The organism is Beijerinckia sp. L45, assembly GCF_009765775.1.
Lineage (GTDB): Bacteria > Pseudomonadota > Alphaproteobacteria > Rhizobiales > Beijerinckiaceae > RH-AL1.
On sequence record NZ_LMUU01000259.1, the window covers coordinates 130,898 to 134,000 of the forward strand.

Genomic DNA, 3,103 nt, shown 5'->3' on the forward strand with positions numbered 1-3,103 from the left:
ATGACGGTGGCCTGGATTACGCGTGCGCCGGCCGTCGGGTGAACGGCTTCTTCGGCCGCGAGCTCGTCGCTTCCTGCTCCAACGTCGGGGCCGCGGCGCGCTCGATCTTCATGTCGTCCGGGCCCAAAGCCACCGCCGCGACGTTCTTGGCGAACGCGTCGGCCATGCCGGCCGTGATCTCGATCTTGGTCTCGCGCTCAAAAATGCGGATCGCGCCGATGTCGCCCTTTGTGATCTTGCCGCGGCGGCACAGCATCGGCAGCAGCCATTTCGGGTCGGCATTGGTCTTGCGCCCGACACTGAGGCGGAACCAGACGCCGCCTGACGTCGCGGGATTGTTGCGGTCGTAACTTTTCTGCCGTTTCGTCGCGGCGCCGGGACGTTCTTCGCGCATCGGGCGCGCGGTGCCCGGATCGGTGAGGTCTTCGGGCTGCGGCAGACGCGAGCGGTACACCCGCACCAGGGCGGCGGCCAACAGTTCGGCCGGGCGCTGCTCCAGAAGGGTGCGCGCCATCGCCAGATCGTCCTCGCTGACCTCCTCGGTCAGCATCGGGTCGTTGAGCAGCCGGTCACGGTCGAGACCGCGGATCTCGTCGGCCGACGGTGGGGCGCTCCAGCGCGCCTCGATGTTGGCCATCTGCAGCAGCCGCTCCGCCTTGCGATGCGCGGCGTTCGGCACCAGCAGCATGCTGATGCCCTTGCGCCCGGCGCGGCCGGTGCGGCCGCTGCGGTGCTGCAGGGTCTGCGCATCGGTTGGCAGGTCCGCGTGGATCACAAGGCCGAGGTTCGGCAGGTCGAGACCGCGCGCCGCGACGTCGGTGGCGACGCAAACCTGGGCGCGGCGATCGCGCAGCGCCTGAAGCGCATGGTTGCGCTCGTTCTGGCTGAGTTCCCCGGATAGAAGCACGGCGCCAAAACCGCGCTCCTGCAGCAGCGCATGGAGATGGCGCACGCTCTCGCGGGTGTTGCAGAAGATGATCGTGCTCGGCGAGTCGACCTGGCGCAAAATGTTGACGATCGCGTGGATGCGCTCGTTGGCGAGCACGCGGATCGCCCGGTACTCGATGTCGACGTGGCCGGATTCGCCGCTCGCCGTCTCGATCCGCAGAGAGTCCCGCTGGTAGCGCCGCGCCAGCGCGACGATGGCCTTGGGCATGGTCGCGGAGAACAGCAGCGTGCGCCGATCGTCCGGCGTCGCTTGGAGGATGAATTCGAGGTCCTCGCGGAAGCCGAGATCGAGCATCTCGTCGGCCTCGTCGAGGACGACGGCCTTGAGCTTGGAGGCGTCGAGCGCCCGGCGCTCGATGTGGTCGCGAAGACGCCCGGGCGTGCCGACGACGATGTGGGCCCCCTGCTGGAGCGCACGGCGCTCGCGTTGCGGATCCATGCCGCCGACGCAGCCGACGATGACGGCGCCGGTCGGCGCATAGAGCCACTCGAGCTCGCGCTGCACCTGGAGGGCAAGCTCGCGGGTCGGCGCAATGATCAGCGCCATCGGCTCGGTGCGCCGGGGTAGGCGGTCGCCTTCGGTCATCAGGGTCGGTGCGAGGGCCAGGCCATAAGCCACCGTCTTGCCCGAACCGGTCTGGGCGGAGACGACGAGGTCGCGGCCTTCGACTTCCGGCTGCAGGACGGCCGCCTGGACGGGGGTGGGATCTTTGTAGCCGCGCTCGACGAGAGCGCGTTGCAACGGGGCAGGAACGGAAAGGAAAGTCACGGAGAAGGTTTCGCTTTGGAGGAGGCCGCGCAGCGGCCGAGAGGATACGCGTGGCGCGTCGAGCGTATCGGGACCTTGCGGACGCCGGCCACGCTCATGGATGAAGGTCAGGGCAAACTTACCAGCCAGGGTTCCCGGCGGATACGAGCCCTGGGGCTTGGTTTGACGCGATGTCTCGCGGGTTGCGCACGTGGCGCGGGGCGGCCGTCGCTCCCGTGACCCAAGCTCTGATATGGCACCCGTCGATGAAAGGGAGCTCAAAGCCGCACAGTCTGGAACCAGCTGCATCGATCCGCGTCACGGACGCGACACAAACGACTATGCGTCCAATAGCACGTCACGCTCTCGTTCGAAAGCCTGCGCGAACGACGCTCGTTTTAGAAGCGTGATCAACATCTTGTGCAGGGCCGCCATGCAACGAGCGCAGCAATAGATCCATACGGGGCACGGGCCGATGGCGACACTTTGCGCGCCAGCCATATCAAGAAGCGATATTGTTGAGACATATTTGAGAGTTAGTCGACCTATCCCCGAAGCGCCGCCCCGAAGACGGCTGCGGTTCTTTGCCGATCAGACGCCAAATTGTGGCTCACAGACCGCGATTCGAAGTAATTGCCTCATCTTTACTCATGACATCAGGCAAATTGCATCATAAATACACTTACAGTGATCGATATAAGTCGAAACGGAGAAAATTTATGCGCACTGCAGCCATTATCGCAATTGCCCTCATCGCCTCGGCCGTTCCTGCCCTGGCGCAGGATCGCACGCCGCCGGCCGGCAGCATCCGGGCCCTCGAAGCCCCGATCGACGTGCGTCCGAGCCAGCTCAACACCTACTCCTACGGCCGCGCGCCGTTCGAAGGTCGTTCGGCTTATGACAATGCAGCTCCCGATGCCCGCTATCAGCGCGACGACCGCTAAACAGCGCGAATCACGAGGGCTTTAAGCTTAGGCTTGAGCCGAAAAGGGCGGCATCCATGATGCCGCCCTTTTGTTTTGCCCGGCCTCGCGCCGCGATGCCTGTAACATATCAGCAACAATCTTTGTAATAGAACCGCGGCAAGGCCAGCCTATTACCCCCCAAAACCGCGTTTTTCGGCGTATTTGCTGCTTTAGAAAGCAGAATAGAGCGTTTTGACCAAAGTTACGTTGGCTGACGCCAATTCTTTGGGCTCCAAGTTTTCAAAGCTCCCGCTTAAATGGTTCCATCACGTTATCGAGCCGGGGGGCTAGTCTATGAAATTGGCGTTGCGAACGGTCCTGTTGGGACTTGGATTGGTTGGAGCCCAGCACGCTGCATCCGCTGCCGATCTAGCCGCGAAACCCGCGCCCGTCATTTCGACCGCGCCTGTGCCGTTCTTCATCTTCCAGGACAATACGGTCA

The 3,103-nt window shown here is 63.9% G+C and carries 2 protein-coding genes; one reads left to right on the forward strand and one right to left on the reverse strand.

All coding sequences use genetic code 11. The annotated features are described in order from the left end of the window. Positions 1–16 precede the first annotated feature (16 nt). A complete protein-coding gene (locus GSQ79_RS26825; RefSeq protein WP_158811795.1) occupies positions 17–1,717 on the reverse strand; it encodes a DEAD/DEAH box helicase in 1,701 nt (566 codons plus the stop codon). A 698-nt stretch (positions 1,718–2,415) separates the two neighbouring features. Between GSQ79_RS26825 and GSQ79_RS26830 the strand changes: the two genes are divergently transcribed. Then, on the forward strand, positions 2,416–2,640 hold the full coding sequence (locus GSQ79_RS26830; RefSeq protein ID WP_158811796.1) for a hypothetical protein: 225 nt from the start codon (positions 2,416–2,418) through the stop codon (positions 2,638–2,640). Positions 2,641–3,103 lie beyond the last annotated feature (463 nt).

Bases quoted from the DNA above. Each gene is read 5' to 3' on its own strand.
- GSQ79_RS26830 (WP_158811796.1), top strand. From the start codon at position 2,416: ATGCGCACTGCAGCCATTATCGCAATTGCCCTCATCGCCTCGGCCGTT.